The 26,653-nt window shown below is 65.7% G+C and carries 20 protein-coding genes; 8 read left to right on the top strand and 12 right to left on the bottom strand.

Going from position 1 to position 26,653, the window contains the following annotated elements; genetic code table 11:
• Positions 1-61: 61 nt before the first annotated feature.
• Entirely contained in the window at positions 62-2,734 is a 2,673-nt protein-coding gene (hpnN, locus tag PMO31116_RS19090) for a hopanoid transporter HpnN (RefSeq protein ID WP_150568066.1), read from the bottom strand.
• Between the two features lie 223 nt (positions 2,735-2,957).
• Here hpnN and PMO31116_RS19085 point away from each other — a divergent pair, with 223 nt between their 5' ends.
• From PMO31116_RS19085 to PMO31116_RS19065, 5 genes are all read left to right on the top strand, one after another.
• Positions 2,958-3,602 carry an MlaC/ttg2D family ABC transporter substrate-binding protein gene (locus PMO31116_RS19085; protein ID WP_150568065.1) on the top strand — a complete coding sequence of 215 codons (645 nt, stop codon included), beginning with the start codon at positions 2,958-2,960 and terminating at the stop codon, positions 3,600-3,602.
• Positions 3,603-3,982: 380 nt separating this feature from the next.
• Positions 3,983-4,942: a 4-hydroxy-3-methylbut-2-enyl diphosphate reductase gene (gene ispH, locus PMO31116_RS19080; protein ID WP_150568064.1), complete on the top strand. Its 960-nt coding sequence runs from the start codon at positions 3,983-3,985 to the stop codon at positions 4,940-4,942.
• A gap of 23 nt (positions 4,943-4,965) precedes the next feature.
• Positions 4,966-6,087, top strand: a complete 1,122-nt coding sequence (gene hpnH / locus PMO31116_RS19075) for an adenosyl-hopene transferase HpnH (RefSeq protein ID WP_150568063.1) — start codon at positions 4,966-4,968, stop codon at positions 6,085-6,087.
• Positions 6,088-7,083: a hopanoid-associated sugar epimerase gene (gene hpnA / locus PMO31116_RS19070; protein WP_150568062.1), complete on the top strand. Its 996-nt coding sequence runs from the start codon at positions 6,088-6,090 to the stop codon at positions 7,081-7,083.
• Positions 7,080-8,282 carry a glycosyltransferase gene (locus tag PMO31116_RS19065; protein WP_150568061.1) on the top strand — a complete coding sequence of 401 codons (1,203 nt, stop codon included), beginning with the start codon at positions 7,080-7,082 and terminating at the stop codon, positions 8,280-8,282. Before hpnA ends, PMO31116_RS19065 begins: the two co-directional genes overlap by 4 nt.
• Positions 8,283-8,453: 171 nt before the next feature.
• On the opposite strand, the gene PMO31116_RS19060 is transcribed toward PMO31116_RS19065, so the two are convergent.
• The 4 genes from PMO31116_RS19060 to hpnD all read right to left on the bottom strand — a co-directional run bounded on the left by PMO31116_RS19060 (position 8,454) and on the right by hpnD (position 13,522).
• Positions 8,454-9,152 carry a phosphorylase gene (locus PMO31116_RS19060; protein WP_246185380.1) on the bottom strand — a complete coding sequence of 233 codons (699 nt, stop codon included), beginning with the start codon at positions 9,150-9,152 and terminating at the stop codon, positions 8,454-8,456.
• A 23-nt stretch (positions 9,153-9,175) separates the two neighbouring features.
• Positions 9,176-11,140 (bottom strand): squalene--hopene cyclase, encoded by a 1,965-nt coding sequence (shc, locus tag PMO31116_RS19055; protein ID WP_150568121.1) that lies wholly within the window; start codon positions 11,138-11,140, stop codon positions 9,176-9,178.
• Between the two features lie 280 nt (positions 11,141-11,420).
• Positions 11,421-12,674 carry a hydroxysqualene dehydroxylase HpnE gene (gene hpnE / locus PMO31116_RS19050; RefSeq protein WP_150568060.1) on the bottom strand — a complete coding sequence of 418 codons (1,254 nt, stop codon included), beginning with the start codon at positions 12,672-12,674 and terminating at the stop codon, positions 11,421-11,423.
• The gene (hpnD, locus tag PMO31116_RS19045; RefSeq protein WP_150568059.1) at positions 12,674-13,522 is read right to left on the bottom strand and encodes a presqualene diphosphate synthase HpnD; all 849 of its coding nucleotides are present in this window, start codon (positions 13,520-13,522) and stop codon (positions 12,674-12,676) included. The genes hpnE and hpnD overlap by 1 nt, the downstream gene beginning before the upstream one ends.
• A gap of 209 nt (positions 13,523-13,731) precedes the next feature.
• On the opposite strand from hpnD, the gene hpnC reads away from it, so the two are divergent.
• The 3 genes from hpnC (at position 13,732) to PMO31116_RS19030 (ending at position 17,004) form a co-directional block, all read left to right on the top strand.
• Complete coding sequence (gene hpnC / locus PMO31116_RS19040) at positions 13,732-14,619, top strand: squalene synthase HpnC (protein ID WP_246185379.1); 888 nt, start codon at positions 13,732-13,734, stop codon at positions 14,617-14,619.
• A 132-nt stretch (positions 14,620-14,751) separates the two neighbouring features.
• Positions 14,752-15,714, top strand: coding sequence for a DMT family transporter (locus tag PMO31116_RS19035; RefSeq protein WP_343038631.1), 963 nt, complete (start codon positions 14,752-14,754; stop codon positions 15,712-15,714).
• Between the two features lie 114 nt (positions 15,715-15,828).
• Positions 15,829-17,004 (top strand): NAD(P)H-dependent flavin oxidoreductase, encoded by a 1,176-nt coding sequence (locus tag PMO31116_RS19030; protein ID WP_150568058.1) that lies wholly within the window; start codon positions 15,829-15,831, stop codon positions 17,002-17,004.
• 28 nt (positions 17,005-17,032) lie between these two features.
• On the opposite strand, the gene PMO31116_RS19025 is transcribed toward PMO31116_RS19030, so the two are convergent.
• The 7 genes from PMO31116_RS19025 to PMO31116_RS18995 all read right to left on the bottom strand — a co-directional run bounded on the left by PMO31116_RS19025 (position 17,033) and on the right by PMO31116_RS18995 (position 26,536).
• Entirely contained in the window at positions 17,033-17,704 is a 672-nt protein-coding gene (locus tag PMO31116_RS19025) for a hypothetical protein (RefSeq protein ID WP_150568057.1), read from the bottom strand.
• A 139-nt stretch (positions 17,705-17,843) separates the two neighbouring features.
• Positions 17,844-18,827 carry a LysR family transcriptional regulator gene (locus PMO31116_RS19020; RefSeq protein ID WP_150568056.1) on the bottom strand — a complete coding sequence of 328 codons (984 nt, stop codon included), beginning with the start codon at positions 18,825-18,827 and terminating at the stop codon, positions 17,844-17,846.
• Between the two features lie 2 nt (positions 18,828-18,829).
• Positions 18,830-19,201 carry a cytochrome o ubiquinol oxidase subunit IV gene (cyoD, locus tag PMO31116_RS19015; protein ID WP_150568055.1) on the bottom strand — a complete coding sequence of 124 codons (372 nt, stop codon included), beginning with the start codon at positions 19,199-19,201 and terminating at the stop codon, positions 18,830-18,832.
• Positions 19,198-19,836: a cytochrome o ubiquinol oxidase subunit III gene (gene cyoC, locus PMO31116_RS19010; RefSeq protein WP_023597023.1), complete on the bottom strand. Its 639-nt coding sequence runs from the start codon at positions 19,834-19,836 to the stop codon at positions 19,198-19,200. The genes cyoD and cyoC overlap by 4 nt, the downstream gene beginning before the upstream one ends.
• Positions 19,836-21,842 (bottom strand): cytochrome o ubiquinol oxidase subunit I, encoded by a 2,007-nt coding sequence (cyoB, locus tag PMO31116_RS19005; protein WP_023873527.1) that lies wholly within the window; start codon positions 21,840-21,842, stop codon positions 19,836-19,838. Before cyoB ends, cyoC begins: the two co-directional genes overlap by 1 nt.
• 3 nt (positions 21,843-21,845) lie before the next feature.
• The gene (gene cyoA / locus PMO31116_RS19000; RefSeq protein ID WP_150568118.1) at positions 21,846-22,898 is read right to left on the bottom strand and encodes a ubiquinol oxidase subunit II; all 1,053 of its coding nucleotides are present in this window, start codon (positions 22,896-22,898) and stop codon (positions 21,846-21,848) included.
• Positions 22,899-23,149: 251 nt separating this feature from the next.
• Complete coding sequence (locus PMO31116_RS18995) at positions 23,150-26,536, bottom strand: autotransporter outer membrane beta-barrel domain-containing protein (protein WP_150568054.1); 3,387 nt, start codon at positions 26,534-26,536, stop codon at positions 23,150-23,152.
• Positions 26,537-26,653 lie beyond the last annotated feature (117 nt).

Below are 26,653 nucleotides of genomic sequence, written 5' to 3'. Positions count from 1 at the left end.
GGTGCCGTTTTCCATTGCCCCGACGGACGCCGTCATCCGATCCGCAGGCACCTCAGCGCCGTCAGGATTTCGACGGCGGCAGGTGGTGCTCGCGCGGCTTGCCCATGAGCACGGGCTGGAAGAACACGGCGCCGATGAGCGTGCACACCAGCGACAACGCCAGCAGCTTGCCCATGCTCGACGTGCCCGGGTGGTGCGACAGCCACAGGCTGCCGAAGGCAATGCCGGTGGTGGCGGCGGACAGCACGATCGCCTGCGTGAGGCTCGACGCCAGCAACCGCGTCTTGCCCTCGCGCCAGGCGATCACGTAGTAGATCTTGAACGCCACGCCCACGCCAAGCAGCAACGGCAGCGCGATGATGTTCGCGAAGTTCAGCGGCAGCCCGATCAGCACGGAAATCTCCAGCGTGACCGCCGCCGAGACCAGCAACGGCACGAGCGTGCGCAGCACGTCGCCAAACTTGCGCAGTGCCAGCCACAGCAACACGGTGATCGAAAGCAGCGCCCAGGCGCCCGCCTCGATGAAAGAGCGGATGATGGTGTCGGCCGAGCGAAGAATCGAGATTGGCCCGCCGACGGCGTCCGGGGTCGTCGCCAGCACGGCTGCGCTGAACTTGCGCAGCATGGCGTCGTCGCTCGGATCGGCGCCCTTCTCCACGCGCGGCGAGATATTCACGAGCGCCCGACCGTCCGCCGCCACCCATTGCGAGACGATGTCGCGGGGCAGCGTCTCGCGCGTGACCTCGTGCGGCTGCAACGCATCTCGCAGTTGGCCGAGCGCCAGCTTGAGCGGTTCGGCAATTGCCCGATCCGCACGGTCGCGCGTGGCGGCGTCGGCCGCTGCCAGTTTGCGCAGCGCCGCGGCAAGGCGCTGGGCTTCCTTTGCCCCGTCGCCCGGATGATCAAGCGCCGCATCCTCCAACTGCCCCGCCGCCGTCCTGAGCGACGACACGCGGGCGGCGTCCGCGCCTGGCGAGAGCGGCGTTTGCGTGAGTACCGGCATGAGCGACGCGGAGGCAGTGGCAATTTGCGCGAGCTTGGCCGGCTGATCGGCCGGCATGAATGTCGTGAGCGTGACCACGCGCCCCACCTCTGGCACCGCGCGCAGTCTTGCGGCGTCGGTATCGGCGGCGGCAAGATTCGGTGCGAGCAGTTGCACGTCGTTCACGCCGGCCTCCGGCGAGTTGGCCAGATCGGTGAGCGTGGCCATCGACTCGGTTTTCGGGTCCTTAAGATGAAGCGGATTGAAGTCGAAGTGCAGATGCGCGAGCAACGGCAGACCGGCCACCACCAGCGCCAGCGTGCCATACAGCAGTGGATTGCGGTACTTTTCGGTGAAATCGTCCACCCGGCCGAGGCTGCGAAAGCCAGGCGGGCTGGCCTCGCCCCTGGGCTTGAGCACGCTGATGAGCGCGGGCAGCAAGGTGATGGCCGACGGGAAGGCCACGCACAGAATGCCCACTCCGGCGATCAGCCCGAGTTCGGACACGCCGCGATAGTCGGTCGGCAGAAACGAAAAGAAGCTCGCGGCCGTGGCGGCGGCGGCCAGCGACAACGGCATCGCGATCGCCCGCCCCGCGGCAACGAGCGCGCCGCGCAACGCTTCGCCGCTTTCGTCCCCGCCATGCCCATCCTTGCCCAGGGGCTCACCTGACTTGCGGCGGGCGTCCAGCCGATGGCGCTCCTCGCGGTATCGCACGCCGAACTGGATGCCAAAGTCCACGCCGATGCCAACGAACAGCACCGCAAATGCGACCGAGATCATGTTGAGGGCACCGACCATCATCAGGCCCACCGCAAATGTGACGGCCAGCCCGGCGAGCAGCGTAAAGAACACCGCCAGAATCATCTTGCCCGAGCGCACCGCCAGCCAGAGCACGACCAGCACGGCAAGCAGCGTGATGACGGCGTTCGGACCGGCATCCTCACGCACCGAGGCAAACTCCTCGTCGGACAGCGGCCGCGATCCGGTCAGGCGCACCCGGGCGCCATAACGCTCGGCGAGCTTGAGCTCGGCCGCAGCCTCGCGAATGCGCGTGGCCGCGTTCGCCCCGGCTTCGAGCGACGCGTAGTCGACCACGGGCTGCACCTGCACATAGCTGCGCGCCACGGTGTCGGGCGTGACAAGTCCGCGCCAGGACAACGCCGCCGCACGACCGGCCAGCACGGCCTCGGTCGTATCGGCCGCGTGCCCCAGCAGGTCACGCATGTCCGCAAGCTTCACCTGCCCGGTAAGCAGCGGCGTTTGCAACGTGACCGACAGCAGGTTCGACAGGCCCGTCAGGCTCGGGTCCTGCGCCAGACGATTGAGCAATGGCTTGGCGTCTTCGAGCTTCCCGGTGAGCGACTTCACGTCGTCCAGCGACGCGAAGAGCAGCGCATTGTGCGCGAAGAATTCACCGGCTCCCGGTCGGCTCACCGCACGAAACACGTCGGTCTCGGTCGCGAGCCGGGCGGCCAGCTCGGCGGCCGCCTTGTCGGCGAACTCCACGGCCGGCGCGTCCACGACGGCCAGCGTCATGTCGGTTTTCTGCGGGAAGGCACGATCGATCTCCCGGCCACGCTCGGCGGCCGGCGTATTCGAGTCGATCAGACTCGAAATGTCGGTGTTGATCGCGAAATGCTTGGCGACGTACACACAGCTCGCAATCACGAGCAGCAGCGAGGCGAAGATGACCGGGTACGCGTGCTTCGCCGAAAATCGGACGATGCGCACCACGAGCGAAGTCAGCATGTAGCGGTTCCGGAAGGTAAAGACGGTGTCTCGGCCGCGCTCGCAGCCCCCAAACTCGTAACGAAACGTTAGCCGGAGGGCCTGGCGGGGAACCAATCGCGGACGTTGTCCGTCGATCAGCCATTGAAACGCGGGGAAACGGTGTATTGACGAAATCGCAGCAGTATACAAGGCCGCGTGCACTACACTACCGCCTACCCGATTTAATCCGACGATCTCAGGTATGAACAAATTCCTCGTGACAGCATTCAGCGCTGTCGCCATCAGCGGCATCGGCATGTCGAGCGCCTGGGCGCAGGCCGGCACGTCGAATCCGAACGACATGGTAAAAACGGCCGTCGAGACGGTCGTCAAGGCCGCCAAGGCCGACCCGGCCGCGCGTGACGGCGACGTGGCCGCCACCGCCCGGGTGGTGGCTCGCGATTTCCTGCCTTATACCGACTTCCTTCGTACCACGCGCTACGCGGTCGGCCCGAAGGCCTTCGACAGCGCCACGCCGGCACAGCAACAGCAAGTCTTCGAGCAGTTCCAGCAATTGCTGGTCAATACCTTCGCCCTGCAACTCTCCCAGGTGCGCGGCACACAGATTTCGTTCAAGTTTTCCCCGGCCAAACTCACCGCGGCCAGCAACGACGTCGTGGTCGGCGCCACGGTGAGCGGCACCGGCGACAATCTGTCGGTGGCCTACCGATTGGCAAAAACCGACAAGGGCTGGAAGATCTACGACATCAACATGATGGGCGAGAACGTGGCCAATGCCTGGCTCATCCAGTTGTATCAACCGCAGTTCAAAGCACGCATCGAGCAGGGCGGCATCGATAGCCTGATCGGCTACCTGCGCGAGAAAAACGCAAGATTTGGCAAATAAAACAAAGACTTGGCATTGATTTTCAGCGCCAGCGCGGTCCCTCGGGCGTGTCAATCCCGGCGTCGGTGACGTCGCTGTGCGACGTTGGCGGGAGATGGTTGCGGGATAAGGGTCGGATAGGGGTCGGATAGGGGCTGAACAGGGGGTGGTGGGTCAACGATTTCGCAGTACACCGTGACGCCTGTCAAGCCGGGGGTCATCAGCAATAATTGGCCGCGGCGGTTACAATCGTCGCTTGTCAAACGACCGGACGGCGGTCCCCTCGACGGGCACACGCGATTTGCCATCAAAACTGGCCTCGCGCGTTCCATGCGGCCACATGCACGACATGGGAACCCGATAGCTACCGCCATCCCGGCCGACCTGAGCCGGAGAGCTGAATGCAAGTCATACTTGCCCAACCCCGCGGGTTTTGTGCGGGTGTCATACGTGCCATCGATATCGTCGAGCGCGCCCTGGAAAAATACGGCGCTCCCGTCTACGTGCGTCATGAGATCGTCCACAACAAGCACGTGGTCGACTCGCTCAGGGCCAAGGGCGCGCGCTTCATCGACGAGTTGTCCGAAGCCCCCACGGGCGCTGTCACCATCTTCAGCGCGCACGGCGTCGCGCGCGTCGTCGAACAGGAAGCGGAAGTGCGCGGCCTGAAGGTGCTCAATGCGACCTGCCCGCTCGTGACGAAGGTGCACATCCAGGGCAAGAATTACGTGTCCGCGGGCCGTGAAGTCATTCTGATCGGCCACGCCGGCCACCCGGAAGTCGAAGGCACGATGGGCCAGATCGACGGCCCGGTGCATCTGGTGCAGACCGAGGACGATGTGGATGCGCTTGCGCTCGCGATCGACACCCCGGTGTCGTACGTGACACAGACCACGCTGTCGGTCGACGAGACTCGCGGTATCATTGCTGCGCTGCAACGTCGCTTTACCGACATCGTCGGTCCGAACACCAAGGACATCTGCTATGCCACGCAGAACCGGCAGACCGCCGTGCGCGAGCTGTGCGAGCGTGTGGACGTGCTGCTCGTGGTCGGCGCGACGAACAGCTCGAATTCGAACCGGCTGCGTGAAATCGGCTCCGAAATGGGGCTGCCGAGCTACCTTGTGGCCGATGGCTCCGAGGTAAATCCGGAATGGGTGCGCGGCCAGACCCGCATCGGCATTACCGCCGGAGCGTCCGCGCCCGAGCGCATGGTCGAAGACGTGATCGACGCGCTGCGTCGCATCGACACGGTCGAAGTGACTCTCATGGACGGCATCGAAGAAACCATTCAGTTTCGCCTGCCGTCGGAATTGACCAAAGACGAGCCGGTTACCGCGCGCCACGCGGTCGCCGGCTAACGCAACACGAACAGGAGCCGAACTTGGCCATCCCCTTCCTCCAACAGGCGTACGTTGGCGCCTACCTGATGAAGCAACGCTTCAAGGGCAACAAGCGCTACCCGCTGGTGCTCATGCTCGAACCGTTGTTCCGTTGCAACCTCGCCTGCTCGGGCTGCGGCAAGATCGACTATCCGGATCCCATCCTGAACCAGCGCGTCTCGCTCAAGGAATCGCTCGATGCGGTCGACGAGTGCGGCGCACCGGTCGTCTCCATCGCCGGTGGCGAGCCGCTGCTGCACAAGGAAATGCCGCAGATCGTCAAAGGCATCATCGAGCGCAAGAAATTCGTGTATCTCTGCACGAATGCACTGCTGCTCGAGAAAAAGATCGACGATTACGAACCGAGCCCGTTCTTCGTGTGGTCGATCCACCTCGACGGCGACCGTGAAATGCACGATGCGGCCGTGTCGCAGGAAGGTGTGTACGACCGTGCCGTGGCCGCCATCAAGCTGGCCAAGTCGCGCGGCTTCCGCGTGAACATCAACTGCACGCTGTTCAACAACGCCGATCCCGAGAAAGTCGCCAAGTTCTTCGATTCGACCAAGGACCTCGGCCTCGACGGCATTACCGTCTCGCCGGGCTATGCCTACGAGCGCGCCCCGGATCAGCAACACTTCCTGAATCGCTCGAAGACCAAGCAGTTGTTCCGAGACATTCTCAAGCGCGGCGACGGCGGCAAGAAGTGGACGTTCAGTCAGTCGAGCCTGTTCCTCGACTTCCTCGCCGGCAACCGCTCGTATCACTGCACGCCGTGGGGCAACCCGACGCGCACCGTGTTCGGCTGGCAGCGTCCGTGCTACCTGCTTGGCGAAGGCTATGCCAAGACATACACGGAGCTGATGGAAACCACCGACTGGGACAAGTACGGTGTGGGCAACTACGAGAAGTGCGCGGACTGCATGGTCCACAGCGGCTTCGAAGCCACCGCCGTGAACGAAACGATGTCCCACCCGCTGCGCGCGCTGGGCGTGGCGCTCAAGGGCGTGCGCACCGACGGCCCGATGGCCGAGGACATCTCGTTCGCCAAGCAACGCCCGGCCGAATATGTGTTCTCGAAGCACGTCGAGATCAAGCTCGACGAACTGCGCCGGGCCAAGGCGTAAATGCCGTCGCGAGTGCTGGTCACCGGCGCCTCCGGGTTCGTCGGTTCCGCGGTGGCTCGCACGGCGCTTGCACGCGGTCACGAGGTTCGGCTGCTGGTGCGTGGCTCCAGTCCCCGCGCGAACCTCGCCGATCTGCCTGTCGAAGTCGTGGAAGGCGACATGCGCGATGCAGCCTCGATGCAGCGCGCGCTCGCCGGATGCGACGCCCTGCTCCACGTCGCCGCCGATTATCGTCTCTGGGCGAAAGACCCCAACGACATCATGCGGGCCAATATCGACGGCACACGCACGGTGATGCAAGCCGCGCTGCGCGCCGGCGTGGAGCGCGTGGTCTATACCAGCAGCGTCGCCACGCTGCGTGTGCACGATGCCGTCGGCCCGGTCGACGAAACCCGCCCGAACGACGAGGCCACGACCATCGGCGTCTACAAGCGGAGCAAGGTCGCGGCCGAGCGACTGGTCGAGCGCATGATCGCCGACGAGGGCCTGCCGGCCGTCATCGTCAATCCGTCCACCCCGATCGGCCCGCGCGACATCAAGCCCACGCCGACCGGACGCATCATCGTCGAAGCGGCGCAGGGCAAGATTCCTGCGTTCGTCGACACCGGCCTGAATCTCGTGCACGTCGACGACTGCGCCGAAGGGCATTTGCTGGCGCTGGAGCGCGGTCGCATCGGCGAGCGCTACATTCTCGGCGGCGACGATGTGCTGTTGCGCGACATGCTCGCCGGCATTGCCGACATGGTCGGCCGCAAGGCGCCCACGATCGCCCTGCCGCGCTGGCCGCTCTACCCGCTGGCGATGGCCGCGCAAGGCGTGGCGCGCTTCACGGGCAAGGAGCCCTTCGTGACGGTCGACGGCCTGAAGATGTCGCGCTATCACATGTTCTTCTCGTCGGAGAAGGCCAAACGCGATCTTGGCTACACCACCCGCCCCTACGCCGACGGCCTGCGCGATGCGCTCGCCTGGTTTGGTTCCGCTGGATATCTCTCATGACTGTTCTGGCCTGGATTGCCGCGCTCTCGCTGGCCATCTGGATCTATCTGCTCAGCTCGCAAGGCGGCTTCTGGCGCGCCCGTGAGCGCGACGATCTCGACGACGACACCCTTCCCGTTCCCGCGACGTGGCCCGCGGTCGCCGTCATCATTCCCGCGCGCAACGAAGCCGAGTCGATCGGTCAGGTCGTGGAATCGCTGTGCCGTCAGGATTACGCGGGGCGCCTGCGCATCGTGGTGGTCGACGATCAGAGCAGCGACGGCACCGCCGATCTGGCCCGCGACGCCGCCGCGCGTGCCGCCGCCGAAGGGTTCACGCGCCGCGTGGACGTGCTCGGCGGCCAGCCCCTGCCGGGGGGATGGACAGGCAAGATGTGGGCCGTGCGTCAGGGGGTGGCGTTTGCAAGCGACCCCGCCACGAACGACGACGGCGTGCCGCCGGACTACCTGCTGCACACCGACGCCGACATCGCGCACTCGCCAGATAACGTACGCCGTCTGGTCACGCGTGCCACGGGCGACGATCGCGTGCTCGTCTCGCTCATGGCGAGGCTGCGCTGCACGGCCTGGTTCGAGCGCACGCTAATCCCGGCGTTCGTGTTGTTCTTCCAGATGCTCTACCCGTTCGCGTGGGTCAACGATCCCAACAGGCGCATGGCGGCCGCGGCCGGCGGGTGCATGCTGATTCATCGCGCCTCGCTCGAAGCGGGCGGGGGAATCGAAGCGATTCGCGACGAAATCATCGACGACTGCGCCATGGGCCGTCTGCTGAAGAAGCAGGGATCCATCTGGCTGGGACTCACGCAGCGCGCCGTGAGCGTGCGTCCGTACGACAACCTCGGCGAAATTCGCAAGATGGTGTCGCGCACCGCGTACGCGCAGTTGAAGTATTCGCCGGTGCTGCTCGGGGGCACGCTCGTGTCGCTGCTGCTCACATTCATCGTGCCACCGGTCATGACGATCTTCGCCACGGGAATCGCCCAGTGGCTGGGGCTGTTCGCCTGGCTGGCCATGACGCTGGCATATCTGCCAATGCTGCGCTTCTACCGCCAGCCGTCGAGCTTTGGTCCCATGCTGCCGCTGGTGGCCGCGCTCTACACCGTCTTCACCTTCGACTCGGCGCTGCAGCATTGGCGCGGTCGCGGCGGCATGTGGAAGGGGCGCGCGCAGGCCCGCGGACAACAATCCTCGGACGCGTAATCCGACGCCGTCGCCAACGCCGTCCGCATCGCCCCCACGACAAATGCCAGTGTGTCGCAACGACACGCTGGCATTTTTTTCCCCACTGATCCGACCCGGCAGACTCCCGGCAGACTCCCGGCGGTCATTTCGGTCCTTGCCGATAACCGGGTGCCGTGCGCGCGAATGGCGTCAGAGGCCCGCCGCAGCCGCACCGAAGCCGTCGCCCAGCTTGAGCGCGACAATCTGTCGGCCTTGCCGCATCGCCCGCCTGGCGCGGCCGGCGTCCTGTCCAACGCGCAGTAGCGCGGGTAGCTGCATCGGATTGGCGGCAAGCGAGCGCAGCACACCAACGATATCGGTGGAGCCGTCGCTGCGCATGCCCGCCAGCGCAGCCGGGGGCAACGTCCGCTCGGCCGGGTCGATCACCACCCGCGCCACCACGAACGGCAGACCGTGCGCGTGCGCGACACGCGCGACGATATGCGACTCCATGTCGGCAGCCGCCGCTCCGCTCTCGCGGAACAGGGCTGCCTTGTCGCCGGCGCTGACCACCGGCGCCGTCACGCCCGCCATGTCGGCACGCAGGGCGCCGGGCATCGCGCGGTGCAACGCGTCGGCCCAGGCGATAGTCGTGACATACTCGTGCGCCTGCCGCGGCATGTCGAGCACCTTGTGCGCGATGACCCACTGCCCGGGCGCCAGACCGGGAATCAGGCCGCCGGCGGTGCCGAAGCTCACCAGGCCGCGAGCACCGCCCGAGGAAGCGATGGCCGCATCCAGATCGGCGGCAAGCCTGGCATTTTGCGCGCACACCACCCGTACGCCGTCGCCGCGCGCAATGCGCGCCTCGAACGGCATGCCGGTCACCACGATGACGGAGGGACGCATGAGTGTTTGCGCGCGTTCGGTCATTACATGCCGCAAGGGACCGGGCAGTCGTTGCGAACCGTCAGATTCCGGTAACGGGCGAGTGCCCACAGCGGGAAGAACTTGCGATAGCCGTGGTAGCGGAGATAGAACACACGCGGGAATCCCGTGGCCGTGTAGAGGGCTTCGTCCCACAGCCCCTCGTCGTTCTGCGTGTTGAGGAGATAGTCGACACCGCGCTTGACCGCCGGGTCGTTGGCCTTGCCCGCCGCCATCAAACCGAGCAATGCCCAAGCGGTCTGCGACGACGTGCTCGGCGCCGATTCGTAGCCCTTGTACTCGAGCTTGTAGCTGTCACCGTCCTCGCCCCAGCCGCCGTCGGCGTTCTGGATCGACATCAGCCACTGGGCCGCGCGCGCGAGCGCCGGGTGCTCTGGCGACAATCCCGCAGCCTGCAAGCCGCACATGGCCGACCACGTGCCATACACGTAGTTCATCCCCCAGCGGCCGTACCAGCTGCCGTCGGCTTCCTGATCGTCGAGAATATATTTCAATGCCAGTTCGGCCGACGCGCGGCGCTCGGGCGACGGCGGCAACTGGGCGAGCATCGACAGGCAACGGGCCGAGACGTCGACGGTAGGCGGATCGAGCAGCGCCCCGTGGTCCGAGAACGGAATGTTGTTCAGGTACAGATGGGTGTTCTCCGGCTCGAATGCGCCCCATCCGCCGTTACTGCTTTGCATGCCGATGACCCATTCGGTGCCCCGGTCGATGGCATGGCGCATCGGGCGAGTGCTGGCGTCGACCTTGTCGTTCTCGAACTTGCCGGCAAGCTTCTCATAGCGGTCCATGGCCATCGCCACCACGGCGGTATCATCCACATCCGGGTAATGGGGATTGGCGAACTGGAATGCCCAGCCGCCGGGGCGCACGTTAGGGCGACGCGAGATCCAGTCGCCCCGCACGTCCAGAATCTGCAACGGGATGAGCCACTCCAGCCCCTTGCCCGCCATTTCGATGGCGCGCTTATCCCCCGTCTCGAGCAATGCGTGGGCGGACAGCGCGGTATCCCACACGGGCGACAGGCAGGGCTGCACATACGTTTCGTGGTCGGCCGGCGTGACCAGCTTTTCGACCGACTTGCGGGCAATGGCGCGGCTCGGATGATCTTCCGGGTAGCCGAGCACGTCGTACATCATGACCGCATTGGCCATGGCCGGATAAATCGCGCCGAGCCCGTCTTCGCCGTTGAGCCGCTCCTCCACGAACGCCACCGCGCGATCGATCGACTTCTGGCGCAGCCGCTTCGGAAAGAACGGGTCGAGCGCGCGCAGCACGTGATCGACGCCCGAGAAGAACGTGAACCAGAAGCGGCTCTGATGCGGGGCCCGCTTGGGCGGGCCCACCTCTTTCGGGTTGCCGATGAACAGCTCATCGATCTGCACGCCTTTCGGGTTGCGCGCAAGCGGACGCCGGGCCTGGAGCACCAGCAGCGGCACGATCACCGTGCGCGCCCAGTAAGACACCTTCGACAGGTGAAACGGGAACCACTTCGGCAGCAGCATGATTTCGACCGGCATCATCGGCACCGCCTTCCAATCGAGCACGCCGTACAGCGCGAGGAGGATGCGCGTGAAGACGTTCGAATTCTGGGCGCCGCCACGCGACAGAATCGCCTCGCGGGCGCGCACCATGTGCGGCGCGTCGATCGGCTCGCCGATCATCTTCAGCGCGAAGTACGCCTTCACGCTCGCGCTCATGTCGAACTTGCCGTCGTGGAACAGCGGCCAGCCGCCATGTTCGCCCTGGATGCGACGCAGATAGGCGGCGATCTTGCCTTCGAGTTCAGCGTCGACCTTCTCGCCCAGGTGATGGCGCAGCAGCACATATTCGGCCGGGATCGTCGAGTCGGCCTCCAGTTCGAAAAGCCAGTGCCCGTCGTCCTGTTGCAGGTCGAGTAGCGCGGCGATCGAGCGTTCGATGCCCGACTCCAGCGTCTGCGTGGCCATTGCCGTGCTCACCTTCTGCGCGAGCTCGGTATGCAGCTTGAGGTCCACGGCCGTGGCGGTGGCCGTTCGTCGCGCTTCCTTCTCGGAAGCATCGCGTATCGTATCCATGGCGTTCTTGCCTGTTCAAAGGCGTATCGACGGCGCGCCGGGCGCGCCGGTTAAACATTCACACTTGCGTTGGCAGCCGTTTCCGTAAACGGTTCGGGCGAGAGACGTTACCGACGTTTGCGCTTCGCTAGTGCTTCATTTGCGCTTCATTTTGGCCGTGTCGACCGATGGCTCACGCCGGCCGAAGCAGATCGGCGGCGCGGTTGCCGCTGCGCAGCGCCCCTTCGATGGTGGCGGGCAGCCCGGTGGCCGTCCAGTCTCCGGCTAGCACGAGGTTGCGCCAGCGCGTGCGCGCGCCGGGACGGCGCTTGTCCTGCGCCGGCGTTGCCGCGAACGTGGCGCGCTTCTCACGCACCAGTTGCCACACCGGCATCGGCGTCGACGGCACCTTGCACGCGCGCGCCACCTCCTCCCAGATGCGAAGCGCAAGCGACTCCCGCGATTCGTCGAGCAGATGGTCCGCCCCGCTGATCGTGACCGACAGACGACCGTCGAAAGCGAATATCCAGTCACTCACGCCGTTCACCACGCCGATCATCGGCGGGCAGCCGGGCGGCGGCGCGATCTGATAGTGCGCATTGACGATGGCGCGATATTCGTCGGGTGTCGTCAGGTCCGGCACCAGTCCGGCTGCGACATTCGGCGGCACGGCCAGCACGACGGCATCGTCCTCGGCGAGCGCCTGCGGCCCGTCGCCGAAATCGATCACGTCGACACGGCTACCGTCCTCGGCAAAACCCAGCGCACGCACCCGGTGCTGCATCATCACGCGAGCGCCGTTCGCTTCCAGGAACGCGAGCGCCGGCGTGACGAACGACACATCGAGACCTTCGCTGGCAATAAGCGGATGGCAAGCCTTGCCGCCCGCGGCGAGCGTCTCGCGAATGACGGCGGCGGCCATCTGCGCCGAACCCTCGGCGGGGTCGGCATTGAGCACGGCCAGGAACAGCGGGTGAATCAGCCGCTTGTACAGCGCTGGCGGACAACGCATGGCGTCGGTCATCGTCGCGTCGGGCCCGGCGCGCAGCAATGGCGCCAGCGACAGATAGTCGGACCACTTCGTGCCGGGCACGCGCGCGTGCCTGTCGAAAATCCACCACGGCAGGCGTCCTTCCGAGAGGCGCACAGTCCAGCGTTCATCACTGTCGAGATCCACGAAGGCGAACTCCGCGCGGCCCGGGCCGGTCAGCGTGTGCGCCGATCCGATCGTGCGCGTGAACTCATGCATCGTGGCGTTGCCGGAGAGCACCAGATGGTTGCCGTTGTCGATGATGGCGTTCAGTTGACGATCGAAATACGAACGGCAACGCCCGCCCGCCTGTGGCGCCGCTTCGTGCAGCACGACCGACTCGCCCCGGGCGGCAAGCCTGACCGCGGCAGCCAGGCCCGCAAGACCGGCGCCGATGACGTGAACCGTGCCCGCCATCAGAGGATCATCTGCCGCAGCAGCATCAGGATCAGACGCCAGCGCGGTACACGCACGCGCTCGCGGGGCACGGCGAAGCCGCGCGCAATCAATTTATCGAGGATGGCGCCGTATGCCTTGGCCATGACGGCGGGCGCGACGACCACGCGGCGCGGGTGACGCGCCATGATCGCGCGCGCCTTGGCGTAATGCGCATGGGCCTCGGCGACCAGCGGCGCACAGGCGCGATCGAGGTTGGCGGCGACCACCGACGCCGGCGTCGGGTCGACGACCCCGGCGTCCGCCAGCGTTTCGCGCGGCAGATAGACGCGACCGATGCCGGCATCTTCGTCGATGTCGCGCAGAATGTTCGTCAACTGGAGCGCGCGGCCGAGGTGGTGCGACAAGTCGATACCGTCCTGCTCGGGCATGCCGAAAACCTTGACGGACAGCCGGCCCACGGCACTTGCCACGCGATCGCAATACAGATCGAGCGTGGGCAGATCAGGCGCGACGATCGGGCCGCACGCGTCCATTTCCATGCCGTCGATGACCGCGAGAAAGTCGTCGTGCTTCAGGCCGAACTGCTTGACCACACGGGCAAGGTTGGCGAGCGACGGCGTCGGGCGTCCGTCGTAAAGATCGGCCAGATCGCGTCGCCAGCTTGCCAGGCGCGCCATGCGGCTCGCCGGGGAATCGTCGCCATCGTCGGCAATGTCGTCCACGGCGCGGCAAAACGCGTAGATCTCGAACATGCCTTCGCGCTGCGCGGGCGGCAGGATGCGCATGGCGGCGTAAAAGCTGCTGCCGGAGGCCACGCGGGCATTGCTCTGCTCAGGCGAAATTTCGATCGGTTCGGCGACGCTCACGAGGCTCCTCGTCGTGCAGGGGAACAGGGTGACACCACGAAAAAAACTCTGGGGGATTCTTGCAAGGAAGGAAGTATACCGGGGATTGGCGTGACTTTCCCGCCAGAATTCGGAACGATAGCATAGAATCTCGGGGGTTCCGGATTGTCCCGGTTTCTGCTATCGCAGCCCTTCCCGCACCGGGCGCACCGCCCGGCCGGCGAACGGCAATGCCCCTTTTGCCGCCCCAGTCGATGACTTCCGACGCCAAGATCGAGCACTACGAGAACTTCCCGGTCGCCAGCCTCCTGTTGCCGCCCGAAATGCGCGCACCGGTGGGCGTGATCTACAACTTCGCCCGCACGGCCGACGACATCGCCGACGAAGGCGACGCCACCAATGCCGAGCGTCACGCCGGCCTCGCCGCCTATCAGGCAGAACTCGACAAGATCGCCGCAGGTCTGCCCACGTCGCCCGACAAGCCGCTGTTCGCGGCGCTCGCGCGCGTGATCGTGCAACACCGGCTCAGCGTCCAGCCCTTTTCGGACCTGCTCAGCGCGTTCGACCAGGACATCGAGACCAAACGCTACGCCACGTTCGCCGACCTGCGCGACTACACGCGGCGCTCGGCCGATCCGGTCGGACGCATCATGCTCGCGCTGTTCAAGCTCGACACGCCCGAGAACATCGCCTGTTCCGACGACATCTGCTCCGCGCTGCAACTCATCAATTTCTGGCAGGACGTGGAAGTCGACTGGCGCAAGGCGCGCGTCTACCTGCCGCAGGAGGACATGGCCCGCTTTGGCGTGAGCGATGCCGACATCGGGGCGCGGACCTTCGACGACCGTTGGCGCGCACTCATGCGCTACGAGGTCGATTTCGCGCGTCGCATGATGTTGCGCGGCGCCCCGCTTGCCAACCGCGTGCCGGGCCGCTTCGGCCTCGAGTTGTGCTGCGTGGTGCATGGCGGCCTGCGCATTCTCGACATGATCGAGGCGGCCGATTACGACGTCTTCCGTCACCGTCCGCAATTGGGCAAGGCCGACGGCTTGCGAGTGTTCCTGCGCGGCCTGTGCATGAAGATGCGCGGCAGGCCGCCCCGGGATCGCGCGGCGTAACGACCCACCCACCGGCGTGGCACCACCGATTGCGTCGCCTTTGGCGCTTCTCGGCGAACCACGATTCCCTTACCGTGATGGCAAGGCGCGTTCCGCCCGAACGCCCTGGCCGCCACCCGAGGGAGTCCGCGCGTGAATCTGCCTGCCAGCCTGCAACGCCTTGCATCGAAGCGCGCCCCGTTGCGCTCGCATGCCGGCGCGCTCTTCGCCATCGTGATCGTGGCCTGGGGCGTGAACTGGCCGGTCAGCAAGGCCTTGCTCGCGCATGTATCACCGTGGTGGAGCGCGGCGTTGCGCTCAGCCGTCGGCATGACCACCCTCTTCGTGATTTGCGCGCTCACGCGGCGTCTCGTGCTGCCGCGACGGGGTGATCTGCCGGTGATCCTGAGCGTGGGGTTGTTGCACATGACGGTGTTCTCCCTGCTCGTCGCGCTCAGCCTCCAATACGTGAGCGCCGGGCGCTCGGCCGTGCTTGCCTACACCACTCCGCTCTGGGTGATGCCTGCCGCGCGCCTCTGGCTCGGCGAGGCGCTCACGCCGCGGCGGCTGGCGGGGCTGGCCTGCGGCCTGATCGGATTGGGCGTGATGTTCAATCCACTCGCGTTCGACTGGCACGATCGCCAGGCGATCCTGGGTAATGGGCTGGTGCTGGTGGCGGCTTTCGTGTGGGCCGTGGCCATTGTCCACATGCGTGCCCATCGTTGGGTCAATGGCCCGTTCGAGCTCAGTCCCTGGCAGTTACTGCTCGCGACTGTCGTAATGACGGCGATTGCCTGCATTGCCGACGGCGCGCCGCGCGTGCTCGGATGGGCGCGCTTTACGGGGTTGATGGCATATGGCGGTGTGGTGGGCGGCGGCATTGCCTATTGGCTCGCGGGCGTGGTCACGCGGCGCCTGCCGGCCGGCGTTACCTCGCTGGGCTTGCTCGGCGTGCCGGTCGTGGGCACGCTCGCATCGGCGCTCATCCTGCGCGAGTCTCTGGGATGGGATGTCTGGCTCGCCCTCGCACTGATCGTTGGCGGCATCGCGCTCGGCACCGTCCCGGGCGGGCAGCCAACCGCTGCGACGCCATGCCGCACCAACCGCGCGCCCTGAGCCGCGTCACGCTTGACCCATCGCAACATTCGTTCGCCGCGCCGATGACAGACTGCCATCTCGCGGATGCGGACCCTCGCACCGCGCGCGCAATCCTCGACGAACGGAACTGACATGAACGAGCAATGGTTGACGCTGGCTGGCCGCCGGCTGGTGCCGGTGGTGCAAGGCGGCATGGGAATCGGTATCTCGGCGCACCGGCTGGCGGGCACGGTGGCGCGGCACAACGCCATGGGCACGATCGCGAGCATCGATCTGCGCCATCATCATCCGGACCTGCTCGCCCGCGTCGAAGGCACACGCGACAAAGCCGCGATAGAGGCGGTCAACCTGATCGCGCTCGATCGGGAAATCCGTGCAGCCAAGGCCATTGCCGACGGCAACGGGCTCGTGGCGGTCAACGTCATGAAAGCGGTAAGCGCGCACGCCGCGCTCGTGCGTCAGGCGTGCGAGAGCGGCGCGGACGCCATCGTCATGGGCGCCGGCCTGCCGCTCGACCTGCCCGAGCTCACGGCGTCGCACCCTCACGTCGCGCTCATCCCGATTCTGTCCGATTCGCGCGGCGTGAGCCTCGTGTTGCGCAAGTGGATGAAGAAGGGGCGCCTGCCCGACGCCATCGTGATCGAGCATCCCGCACGTGCAGGCGGCCACCTCGGGGCGTCGCGCATCGAGGATCTCGGCGACGCCCGGTTCTCGTTCGAGCGCGTGCTCGGCGAGTGCCGCGAGATCTATGCCACGCTGGGCATCGAGTGGCATCGCGTGCCGCTGATCCTTGCCGGCGGCATCCACCGCCATGAACAGGTCCGGCACTGGCTCGCCCAGGGCGCGGCCGGCGTGCAGTTGGGCACGGCATTCGCCGTGACCGAGGAATCGGATGCGCATCCGGCATTCAAGGCGGTGCTCGCAAGTGCCCGGCCGCAGGACATTGCCGAATTCACCAGCGTGGCCGGACTCCCTGCGCGCGCCGTGCTCACGCCATGGCTCAGAAAATATCTGTCGCGCGAAACCGCGTTGCAGGCCAAGGCGAAAGTGCGCCAGTGCCTTGAGGGATTCGATTGCCTTCAGGCATGCGGCCTTCGTGACGGCGTGGCACGCATCGGGCAGTTCTGCATCGATCTGAAGCTGGCGCAGGCCGTGCGGGGCGACGTGGCGCGCGGGCTGTTCTTCCGCGGCCGCGACCCGCTGCCGTTCGGCGAACGCATTCGCCCCGTGGCCGACCTCATGCGCTATCTGCTCACCGGCGAGCGGCCGGACGATATCGACGCCGCGCGCGCGGCGGCGTTGGCCTGACGCTTTCCGGTACCGTCTCCCCGGGCGCTCATCTCGCCACCGGCCCACTCGTCGCAGCGGGCGGGCCCGCCGCGTCGCCGGCCGCGCTCGCGGCATTGGCGGCGCCCGAGCCGCCGTCGACCGCCCCGCGCGCCGCACCACGCGCCGCACCACGCGCAGCAATTCGCCGGTCGAAAAACGCGGCAAGCGCCGGGTCGTTCACCTTGAGATCGAACTGAAGATCATCCACCGCGGAGAAATAGCCGTCGCAAAGGTCCGCCTTCGCGGACTCGGTCGGCTGGTCGTCGATGCTGCGCGAGTACACCACGAACTGGCGCTCCACGAGCATCGGCAACTGCGTGCGCAGCAACTCGTCGAAGTGCTCGCGCGCCTGGGAATCCGTGTAGGTCGCCTGCAATTCGGCACGTACGCGTCGACCTTCGGCCAGATAGTCGCGATGCCGCGCCTGCCATGCGCGCAGTGCCGAATTGCCATGGGCACGTGTCGAAGCGCCATACAACCCGCACTTCTGCACCAGTCGCGCCAACACTTCGCCCACGCCCTCGGGCGACGCGATCGCGGCGCCCATCAGCTCCGCGTCGTTCTTGTACTGCGGCGGCTGGGCCAGCGCGGCCGTCGTGTCGAGCACCATCCAGAGGCACGCCGCGCCTGCGAATGCGCAGGCTGGCAGGCGTCGCAAAATCTTGCCACGTAGTTTCATTGCCGGATCGTCGCAATGGCGGGCTCGAACGGCCTCGCTCTCGGAGATATCGCATCGGCCACGACGTCGATGCGTGCATCTTATCCGATGTCATCGGGCAGAGGGCCGCACCGCAATGCCGCCCCGGCCAATCCAGCCCTCAGGCGGACGACAGCGCAAGCCCGCGAGGCTCTGGACGCGCAGGCACGGCGACCGGCGTGCCCGTCGGCGCAACCGTGGCGTCAGGACCGAGTCTGGCCACCATATAGCGCACGAAGTCTTCCAGCTTCGACGACACGTAACGTCCTGCCCGATGCACGAGCTGCATCGGCTCGCTCAGTCGGGCATCCGCTTCCAGCACTCGCACGAGCCGCCCACCATCGACCTCCGGCGCTAGCAGATACTCGGGCAGGAGGGCAATGCCCATCCCGCACACGGCCGCCTGCAGTTGCGCCATCGGGTTGTGTGCAATGAGCCGCGCGTCGCGCCCGGCCTCGGCGACGTGCCACCGGCCCAGGACCTCGTCGTACCGGAAGCCCAGACAGTCGTGCCCCACCAGATCCGCCGGCCCACGAGGCACGCCGCGCCGCGCGAGATAAGCGGGCGACGCGCACGCCACGTGCGACACGCCACGCAGCGGATGGGCAACCAGCCCCGGTTCGGTATTCCCTCCCGCCTGGAAGGCCGCGTGAATGCCCTCCTCCTCGAGATCGACCGCGCGATCCTTGAGCGCGAGATCGAGCGCCACGTCCGGATGTGTCTGCAAATATTCCGCGAAGATCGGCATGAGCAGATGCGCGCCCACGGTGGTGGGCGCGCTCACGCGAATCTGCCCGACGTGACGCGACAACGCGCCCGACACCGACGCGCGGCGCCCCCCAACTGTGCCCACGTCTGCGAGCGCCTCGGCGTCGGCCACGCGTGCAAGCACCTCGGTGCATTCGACGAAATAGCGCTCACCCAGCGCCGACGGCGCGTGACGCCGTCCGACGCGCCGCAACAATGGCTGTCCGAGCCGCGCTTCGAGCGCCTGCACGTGGCGCGCGGCCGTGACCGTCGTCATGCCGCACGCCGCCGCGCCCGCCGAGAGGCTGCCGGCGCGCACGACCTGCACGAATACTTCCATGCATTTGAGGCGATCCATGATCAGTCGCGCAGCTTGGCCCGCTCGATGGACATGTGCGTGGGCATCATGTTCGTGTTGGCGTTATGCATCACCCAGAGCGAGCCCGCCACGATGATCGCGATCAGCCCCGCGGTACACAGAAAGATAGCCGAATTCTGCCGCTGACTCCGCTTCGCACCGATATGCAGGAAGTACACCAGTTGCACGACCAGCTGCGCCACGCACAGCAGGACGATCGACGTCAGTCCCAGGCCGGCGGGCACCACGCCCAGCATGACCACGCCGAACGACGCGAACGTAAGCAGCAACGACAGGAAGAACCCCACCACGTAGTCGCGCAGGTGACTTTGCGAGGCATAGGCGCCGTGGTCATGGACTTGAGCGCTCGTCATACGAACTCCCGCAGGTAGACAAAGGTGAAGACGCAGATCCAGACCAGGTCCAGGAAGTGCCAGAACAGGCTCAGACATTGCAGCCGGCGTCGCACCACCGGATCGAAGCCGAAGCGGCCGATCTGATGAATCATCACCACCAGCCAAAGCAGGCCGCAAGTCACATGCAGACCGTGCGTGCCCACCAGGGTGAAGAATGCCGAAAGGAACGCACTGCGCCCGGGGCCCGCGCCTTCGTGGAGCAATGCCGTGAACTCGTGGACTTCCATCGAGACGAACGCCGCGCCCAGCGCGAACGTGATCCACAACCAGCGCTGCACGACCGCCTCGTTGCCCGGGCGCATCGACAACGAGGCCAGCCCGAACGTGAAACTCGAGAGCAGCAGCAGCACGGTTTCCCCGAGCACGAACGGCAGCTCGAAGAGCTCGCGCCCGGTTGGCCCGCCGGCGGTGCTCTGCGCCAGCACGCCGAACGTGGCGAACAGCACGCAGAAGATGAGACAGTCGCTCATCAGGTAGATCCAGAAGCCGAGCGTCGTGGTGGCGCCGCTGTCGTGGTGCGCGTGATCGGCGTGGTCGTTGGCCGGCGCCTTCGCGCCGCGACCGGAATTGGAGTGAAGGGTTGCCGAGGACATCAGGCCGCCTTTTGCAGGGATTGACGCGCGGGAAGCGCAGCACGCAGGCCGGCGAAGCGGGCGCTTTCGATACGCTCCACTTCCGCCGCCGGCACGTAGTAATCGACGTCACGGTCGTAGGCGCGCCACAGGAAAATGGCGATCGAGGCGACGAGGCTTGCGCCCGCCAGCCACCAGATGTGCCACACGAGCGCGAAGCACATCACGCCGCTGGCGACTGACACGAGGAATCCCGTTCCGGTGTTGCGCGGCATGTGGATGTCGTCGTACCGCGCCGGCTCGCGCCATGCCAGGCCCCGCGCCTTGTCGTCCCAATGCTGCTCGAGCGAGTCGATGTGCGGCACGTGAGCAAAGTTGTAGAACGGCGCGGGCGACGACGTGGCCCATTCGAGGCTGCGCGCGTCCCACGGATCGCCGGTCAGGTCGCGATTGGCGTTGCGATCGCGAATACTCACGACCAATTGCACGCCGAACGCCAGAATGCCGAGCCCGATGAGCGCCGCGCCGATCATCGCGACGACGAGATACGGCTGCCAGTCGGGTTGCACGTAGTGGTTCATGCGGCGCGTCATGCCCTTGAAACCGAGCACGTAGAGCGGCATGAAGGCCAGGTAGAAGCCGACCAGCCAGCACGCGAACGAGATCTTGCCCCAGCGCTCGTTGAGCGTGAAGCCGAAGACCTTGGGGAACCAGAACGTGATGCCTGCGAGGCACCCGAACACCACGCCGCCAATGATCACGTTATGGAAGTGCGCCACGAGGAACAGCGAGTTGTGCAGCACGAAGTCGGCGCCCGGCACGGCCAGCAGCACGCCCGTCATGCCGCCGATGGCGAACGTCACCATGAAGCCGATGGTCCAGAGGGTGGCGGAGTGATAGCGGATACGCCCCTGGTACATCGTGAACAGCCAGTTGAACAGCTTCACGCCGGTCGGAATCGAAATGATCGTGGTCATGATGCCGAAAAAGGCGTTGACGTTCGCCCCCGAGCCCATCGTGAAGAAATGGTGCAACCACACGAAGAACGACAGGATACCGATCGACGAGGTGGCGTAGACCATCGATTTGTAGCCGAACAGCGGCTTGCGCGAGAACGTGGCGATGATCTCGGAGAACGCGCCGAACGCGGGCAGGATCAGGATGTAGACCTCCGGGTGCCCCCAGATCCAGATCAGGTTCACGTACATCATGGCGTTACCGCCCAGTTCGTTCGTGAAGAAGTGCATGCCCAGATAGCGATCGGCGGTGAGCAGCGCGAGCGTGGCGGTCAGCACGGGGAATACGGCGACGATCAGGATGTTGGTGATCAGCGCGGTCCACGTGAACACCGGCATCTTCATGAGATTCATGCCGGGTGCGCGCATGCGCAAGATCGTCACGATGAAGTTGATGCCCGTGAGCGTGGTGCCAAGCCCCGATATCTGCAGCGACCAGATGTAGTAATCCACCCCGACGGTCGGGCTGTACCCGAGTTCGGACAGCGGCGGATAGGCGACCCAGCCGGTGGCGGCGAAATCGCCCACGAACATCGACATCATCACCAGCACGGCGCCCATCGCCGAAAGCCAGAACGAGAGCGAGTTCACGAACGGAAATGCCACGTCGCGCGCGCCGATCTGCAGCGGCACGATCACGTTCATCAGGCCGAGCACCAGCGGTGTGGCCACGAAGAAGATCATGATCACGCCGTGAGCAGTGAAGATCTGGTCGTAGTGATGCGGCGGCAGGTAGCCCGCCTCGCCGCCCGCGGCGATGGCCTGCTGCGCGCGCATCATGATCGCGTCGGCAAAGCCCCGCAACAGCATCACGAGCGCGAGCACGATGTACATCACGCCAATGCGCTTGTGGTCCACGGACGTGATCCACTCCGTCCAGAGATAGCCCCACTTCCGATAATACGTAATGGCGCCGAGCAGCGCCGCGCCGCCCAGCAGCACCACGGCGAGCGTGCCCATGATGATGGGTTCGTGCAGTGGGATGGCGTCGAGATCGAGTTTTCCGAACATGAATTACTCCGTGAGCGCACGCGGTGCGGCAGGCACCGACGGGGTGCCGGCCGCGCGCTCGGCACGCTGCGCGAGCAAGGCGCGGCGGTCCAGTTGGCCGTCCGCGCGGCAATTCGCGGCGGCGATGATGTCGTCGATGGCATTGCCCGAGACCCGCAACCCCTGCGAGCCCCCTTCCATCGGTCCCATGTACTTGCCCACGATCGCGTCGAACAAGCCCGGCATGACGTTGGCATAGACAGCCACCGGCGCGCCGGTGCCCGGTTGTTCGAGCTTCACGTAGGCCGGTGCGTCGAGTGTGTCGGGCACGGCCTGCGCCGCCTTCACCCAGCGATCGAAATCGGCGCGCGACGTCACATGCGCCTTGAAGTGCATGTCGGAGAAACCCGGGCCACTGTATGCCGAGGACATGCCTGCATAGGTGCCGGTCTCGTTGGCGATCAGGTGCAGCTTCGTCTGCATGCCCGACATCGCGTAGACCATGCTGCCCAGTTGCGGAATGAAGAACGCGTTCATCAGCGACTCGGCCGTGAGCTTGAACTCGACGGGCGTATCGACCGGCAGCACCAGCTTGTTGACGGTGGCCACGCGATAGTCCGGGTAGATGAACAGCCACTTCCAGTTCAGCGCCACGACTTCGACGCGCACCGGTGGCGTGCCCGAAGCCACCGGCTCGATGGGACGATAGGGGTCGAGCTTGTGGGTCGTCTCCCAGATCATGACGGCGAGCGACACGACGATGATCACGGGAATGGTCCATACGACCACTTCGATCTTTGTCGAATGCGCCCAGCGCGGCGAATACGTGGCAGCCGTGTTCGTCTCGCGGTATCGCCAGAAGAACACCAGCGTGAGCACGATCACCGGGATCACCACGAGCAGCATGACGCCCAATGCAATCAGGATCAGATGCTTCTCCTGCTCGCCAACGCTGCCCTTCGGGTCGAGCAATTCGAGCGTGCAACCGCTCATGGGCACTGTTGCCATCAGCGCCGCGGCGCGGGCGCACAACGTGTGCCAGCGCGTGCCGCGCGATGTGTCCGCCCTGCGCCGCATCGGCGGGGAGACGTTATGCATGGACATTTACAGCCTCGATGTATGTATAAGGAATTTGCGTTTCGAATGCTACGCATACACATATTCCATACATCGCGACATAATGACGCACTCGCGAACCGGTGCTTCCCGCGCTTCTCATCGTCTGCAAGGCGGCGACGGAAACAAAAAAACGCCCGAGGTATCTCGTCCCTCGGGCGTTTTACACGTAATGACCGGTCAGGCGTGCGCTCGCCTGTGGCCTGCCGACATCAGAAGCGCCAGGTCGCAGACACCGATCCGGCAACATCCGCATTGCCGGCCTTGTAGAAGTTGCTCGACACCGCGGCGCCGAACACGATGCGCTTGGCCATGCGGTACGACACACCGGCCTGCAAGCCGAGGCTGTCGCGACCGACGACTTCGCTGCGTGTCGTGAACGACGCCCCCGGATAGCCGGCGAAGCTGGCGCTCTGCGTCACCGCGCCGCTCGTCAGTTCGTGGTTCCAGGTCGCTTGCAGGTTGGCCGTGAGCGCATTGCCGGAGATCATCGGCAGATCGAAGCGCAACTCACCGCCCAGACGAGTGCGCAGCGAGTTGAACGTCTTGCCGTCGAGGTGCAGGCGCGCGCCGTCGGCATTGTCTTCGGTCAGGCTCGGGCGATACAACGCGGTGTAATCGAGCGCCGCCAGGGGACCGGCACTCACCGTGCTACCCAGCTGCCAGCGCCATCCGCCGCCGACCGTCGCCGACGCGGTGGCACCGGTCCACGTGCCGCGCGGCGACGCGCGATAACCGTTCACGGCGATAGAGCGATCCATGCGGCCGTCCTCGACCCCCACGCGCGCCAACGCGAACGCATGCGGGCCCGCGTTCGGGTCCGGCGCGAAGCGCGCCTGTACACCGAGATCGAACGCCGTGGTCTTGCCCGAGCCCGGCGTCTGGCCGTCCAGGCGGGTCGACTGGCCGCTGATCGCCCCATGCACACCAAACGTCCAGTCTCGCCCCTCGCCCGCCACGCGTTCGGCGCCGAACACCACGCCGTAGGTATTGCCGCTGGCCCCGGCCATGTCACCGTTGCGACCGCGCCAGTAACCGCTGCCGAACGGCATGGCGAATCCACGCCAGTTGCCCGTGAGCGCGCCCTCGCCTGCGCCCTTGGTACCGTCCGCGCCGACAGCGGCGGCCACCATGTCGGTGATCTGGCGCTCGCGCAGCAATGCGCCGGTGAACATCGCACCGTAGGCCGCTGGTGTGAGTTGCGGCAATGCCCTGGCGATATCGCTGCCGTTCGCCGCCGAGAAGTCGAGCGCCGTGACGAGCGGTTGCAAGTCGGCCCCCACGCTGCCCGCGATCTGGTCCAGTGCCGCTCCCACCCGACGGCTGTTGCCGTCCGCGCCATATTGGGAGTAGGCGTTCGCGGCCCGCGCGAGCTGAACACGGTAGGTGTTGTTGCCCAGCGACGACGCGGTGGCAAGCAGCGTCGGCGACGACAGCAGCGTGGTGACGCTGGCGAAAGCGCCGTTGACGCTCGACGCGCCCAGCCACTGGTTCGAGGTGACGGTGAAACCGTTCGCGTACCAGCTGCGCTGCGGCGCAATCGCGAGCGTGCCGTCCAGTGTCGCAGTGCCCGACACGATCAGCTTGCTGAACGTGCCGTCTCCCGACAGCGAGGACACGAGGCGGCCGGTACTCGTTTGCGTGTAGTCGCCCGCGATGCTGATGAAGCCGCCCGCGAGCAGCGGCGCGACGGTGCCCGCGTTGACGAAACCGGCCGTGGGATCGAGCGTGTAACGGCTGTTACCGGTCAGCGTGGCGCCGCTGGAGACGGTAACGTCATGCACCGTGTGATCGCCATTGATCTGCGTGGTGCCGCCGATCAGGGCGAGCGACAGGTTGCCGCCGACGATATTGCCGTCGTAGCGCAGGTTGAACGTGGGGTCGGCCTGTGTCGTTGCGACACCGTTCGCATCGGGGGTCAGACCGAAGCTCAGTCGCGTCAGGCGCAACGCGCCACTCGCGTCACGCTGGGCGTACTTCGAGATGATGTCGCCGTAGAGCGCTGCGCCGCGCATGATGTTGATCTGCCCCACATAGCCGTTCTCCGACATATACAGCGACGCATAGCTCCCCGCGAGGCGGCCGGTAATGTCGGCGCGCGTGACGAGCGGGCCGTCGAGCTCGTCGAGCAGATCCAGCGGTTGTCGTTGCGGGCCGTACTTCACGAAGATGTACGAGCCGCGATAGTCGCCGCTGTAACCGTCGTCGCCGTAATCGCCCAGCGCGTTGTGTCCGAAGTCGAAGCTCGCGGCGATGCCGTTCGCGCCCAGCGCCTGAACGTCGCCGCGCTGCACGAAGGTATGATTCTTGCCGTACGTGAACATCACGCCACGGCCATTGCTGCCGTCCGCGTAGATGCGCGTACCGGGAAGCACCGTCACGTTGTTGCCCACACCGTCCACGCGAATGCCCGCGCCGCCCGCGCCGATCGTGAGCAGGTCGGCGCGTTGAGACACGGTATTGCCGCTGCCGTAGATGTGTAGCCCCAGGCCTTGCGTCGCCGTGTTGTAGGTGTTCGGCACGTAGTCCGTGCCGTCCGCGTTGCGGCCGAAGTACGGGTTGTCGTTCACGACGCTCAGGCCATCGTTGTAGATCGACCTGCCGAAGAAATTGCGTCGGTCGATGTTGTAGCCGATGTCTTGCAGCATCGCCAGCTCCGCCTCCATGAACCCCGTGTAATTGCGGTAGGTCTGATGGCTCATCAGGCTGTTCTTGAGCTCGATGTGCGAGAGAATCGGCGAATCATAGGTCGTCTGCTCGAACATCGCCTTCACCGGGATATGACCGTTCATGGCGCCCGCGAGGACCTCCTGCACATGCTCGCCGGTGAAATAGCCGTTGTCCTTGCGAATGTCGAACACGGACGGGTCGTACATGCTCGCGTTTTCCGGCGAGATGATCACCTGGCCCGGCCTGGCCGGATTCCCGTTGTCGTCATACAGATGCGCGGACCAGTCGTCGAGCACGGTGGCGAACTGGGCGTAAGGCAAGCCGTTCGCCGTATAAGTCCCGACGAACATGTTGGTCCCCACCCCCAGTGCGTGCGCGACTTCGTGTGCCATGACGGCCGTCATGTCGGCTTTCTCGGTCAATGGAATTTGCGAAGCGGCATACGGCGCCGTCGAGAAGTCCATCTTGCCCAGTGTGATCTCGCCATGTGCCCCGAAGTAGGTCGGGCCGCCCAGATTGCTGTTCTGCAATGCCGCCTGCACGAGCGTCGGGTTCTGGTTGCCGACCGCGCGCTGATCCGTCGCTGCGTACACATACGGACTTTGCGCGTGCGCTCCCCCGTCGGTACTCATGCCGACATTGATGATCGCCGGCGACCGCCCAGGCGGCACCTTGATGATCTCCGCCCAATAGTCCAGCGCCGCTCGCACCTGGTCGGTCTGCAGCGGCGAAAGCGTGCCCGTCGATCTCACTGGCGTCACACCGTCGTTGCCCAAGGTGTAGGGGTCGTCCGTCGGCGAGAACAGTCGCGCCTGTATGAACGGCGTGCCGTTTCGGTCGTTGATGTCGATCGTCGTCACCGCCATCGCGGACGACATCATGGTGCAGAGCGCCGCAAATGCAACGCTCGTCATGCGAATGGTCCTCATTCAGTACTCCGTATCCATTGATGGCTTCTGTAAGGCTTTGTAATGTGAAGCGAATGGTACGGAGCGCCCCCGAACGCGTCACTGCGATTTATACGGGGTTTTGCGAAGAATGCCCGT

The sequence above is a fragment of the Pandoraea morbifera genome (genome assembly GCF_902459575.1).
GTDB lineage: Bacteria > Pseudomonadota > Gammaproteobacteria > Burkholderiales > Burkholderiaceae > Pandoraea > Pandoraea morbifera.
Note: the sequence above shows the minus strand (reverse complement) of the source record. Positions and strands in the feature narration are given on the sequence as shown.

Excerpts from the sequence above, each read along its gene's own strand:
- hpnN (WP_150568066.1), bottom strand. The coding sequence starts at position 2,734 with ATGCTGACTTCGCTCGTGGTGCGCATCGTCCGATTTTCGGCGAAGCAC.
- PMO31116_RS19085 (WP_150568065.1), top strand. The coding sequence starts at position 2,958 with ATGAACAAATTCCTCGTGACAGCATTCAGCGCTGTCGCCATCAGCGGC.
- ispH (WP_150568064.1), top strand. The coding sequence starts at position 3,983 with ATGCAAGTCATACTTGCCCAACCCCGCGGGTTTTGTGCGGGTGTCATA.
- hpnA (WP_150568062.1), top strand. The coding sequence starts at position 6,088 with ATGCCGTCGCGAGTGCTGGTCACCGGCGCCTCCGGGTTCGTCGGTTCC.
- PMO31116_RS19065 (WP_150568061.1), top strand. The coding sequence starts at position 7,080 with ATGACTGTTCTGGCCTGGATTGCCGCGCTCTCGCTGGCCATCTGGATC.
- PMO31116_RS19060 (WP_246185380.1), bottom strand. The coding sequence starts at position 9,152 with ATGCGTCCCTCCGTCATCGTGGTGACCGGCATGCCGTTCGAGGCGCGC.
- shc (WP_150568121.1), bottom strand. The coding sequence starts at position 11,140 with ATGGCCACGCAGACGCTGGAGTCGGGCATCGAACGCTCGATCGCCGCG.
- hpnE (WP_150568060.1), bottom strand. The coding sequence starts at position 12,674 with ATGGCGGGCACGGTTCACGTCATCGGCGCCGGTCTTGCGGGCCTGGCT.
- hpnC (WP_246185379.1), top strand. The coding sequence starts at position 13,732 with ATGCCCCTTTTGCCGCCCCAGTCGATGACTTCCGACGCCAAGATCGAG.
- PMO31116_RS19030 (WP_150568058.1), top strand. The coding sequence starts at position 15,829 with ATGAACGAGCAATGGTTGACGCTGGCTGGCCGCCGGCTGGTGCCGGTG.
- PMO31116_RS19025 (WP_150568057.1), bottom strand. The coding sequence starts at position 17,704 with ATGAAACTACGTGGCAAGATTTTGCGACGCCTGCCAGCCTGCGCATTC.
- PMO31116_RS19020 (WP_150568056.1), bottom strand. The coding sequence starts at position 18,827 with ATGGATCGCCTCAAATGCATGGAAGTATTCGTGCAGGTCGTGCGCGCC.
- cyoD (WP_150568055.1), bottom strand. The coding sequence starts at position 19,201 with ATGACGAGCGCTCAAGTCCATGACCACGGCGCCTATGCCTCGCAAAGT.
- cyoC (WP_023597023.1), bottom strand. The coding sequence starts at position 19,836 with ATGTCCTCGGCAACCCTTCACTCCAATTCCGGTCGCGGCGCGAAGGCG.
- cyoB (WP_023873527.1), bottom strand. The coding sequence starts at position 21,842 with ATGTTCGGAAAACTCGATCTCGACGCCATCCCACTGCACGAACCCATC.
- cyoA (WP_150568118.1), bottom strand. The coding sequence starts at position 22,898 with ATGCGGCGCAGGGCGGACACATCGCGCGGCACGCGCTGGCACACGTTG.
- PMO31116_RS18995 (WP_150568054.1), bottom strand. The coding sequence starts at position 26,536 with ATGAGGACCATTCGCATGACGAGCGTTGCATTTGCGGCGCTCTGCACC.